This is a genomic window from Acidaminococcus sp. CAG:542, assembly GCF_000437815.1.
Lineage (GTDB): Bacteria > Bacillota > Negativicutes > Acidaminococcales > Acidaminococcaceae > Acidaminococcus.
This window is the reverse complement of the sequence record NZ_FR902057.1, coordinates 1,880-3,147: the sequence shown is the minus strand read 5'-3', so window position 1 is coordinate 3,147 and position 1,268 is coordinate 1,880. Positions and strand designations below refer to the sequence as shown.

Sequence of the window (1,268 nt, the reverse complement as noted above, 5' to 3'; positions counted from 1 at the left end):
GAGGGGGATTATTTCTATGAACACAGCCGTTCCTTCTCCGCCCAGCTGCTCCGGCTCCAGCTGGGGATCCAGGAACTGAAGCGCCAGCAGCAGGGGCTCCGGGTGGGATTTGCCTGCGGGGTGCTCCATGTGATTTCCATCGAGAAACTCCAGGGCGCAGCGGCCCGGCACCCGGAATTCCGGCTGGAATGGGCGGAGGATTTCAATGAAAACATCCTGGAGCTGCTCCGGGAAGGGACCCTGTCCTGCGGTTTCTGTGTAGGGTCCCGGTCTCCGGAAGGTTTCTTCCGCCGGGAACTGTTCCAGGCGCCGGTGGAAGCGGTGGTGTACCCGGGGCATCCCCTTTATGACCGGGACAGCCTGTCCCTGGAAGACCTGAAGGGGGAGCCTCTTTTGTGTCTGAACGAGCATTTTTCCATTTACCACAATGTGGTGGAACGGTGCGGGGATTTTGGCTTTACCCCACATTTTGCAGTGAAGACCATGGAAAGCAGCCTGATTTACCAGTTCTGCCAGGAAGGCCGGGGCATCGGCATCGACGCGGCCATCCATCCGGTGGAGGCTCCTCTCCGGCAGATCGCCCTCCGGGAGACCTCCCCCTGGCAGGTGTCCTTTGTGTGCCCCCAAAACCGGGCGGAAGAGCCCCTGTTTCAGGAACTGCTGGCAGTGTGCCCCCAGGGGAAATAATCCTATCAACGATTTATTTATATCTACTGCTGTTTCTTTGCTGGACGGCAGCTTCTTTTTTATGGTAGGGTGAAAGGCGGAAAAAACTGGAAAATATTTTAGGAGGCACTATACCATGCTGCGCAAATTTCCCCATCTGTCCACCCCCATCACCATCGGCCGCACCACCTTCCGGAACCGGATCTTTTCGGCGCCCATGGGAGGTACGGATATTACCAACGACGGGTGCATCGGCCCCAAATCTACGGCCTTTTATGAACTCCGGGCCAAAGGAGGAGCCGGGGCGGTCACAGTTTCGGAACTGATGGTCCATCCGGCCACCGACGGCTCCCATGCCTATCATCTGGATGAAAGCATCCTGAATTCCCTGGCCTGCGCCACCTATACCGCCGACGCCATCCGCCGGCACGGAGCCATCCCTTCCATCGAACTGTCCCATTCCGGCCAGTTTGCCGGCACCTACATGACGGACAAGACCAAACAGCACAATCTCCACCAGTGGGGCCCCAGTGACGGGGTCCGGGCCGACGGGGTGCCGGTACGGGCTCTGACCAAAGATCTGATCGACGACATTGTGGCAG

General features: G+C 58.7%; 1 protein-coding gene and 1 pseudogene. Both read left to right on the top strand.

Features of this window, described 5'->3' with window-relative positions; all coding sequences use genetic code 11:
• On the top strand, nt 1–687 hold a 687-nt coding region (locus QVO43_RS04385), incomplete at its 5' end, for a LysR family transcriptional regulator substrate-binding protein (protein WP_288174508.1).
• A gap of 115 nt (nt 688–802) precedes the next feature.
• Nucleotides 803–1,268: pseudogene (locus tag QVO43_RS04380) on the top strand (oxidoreductase); the annotation flags it as partial.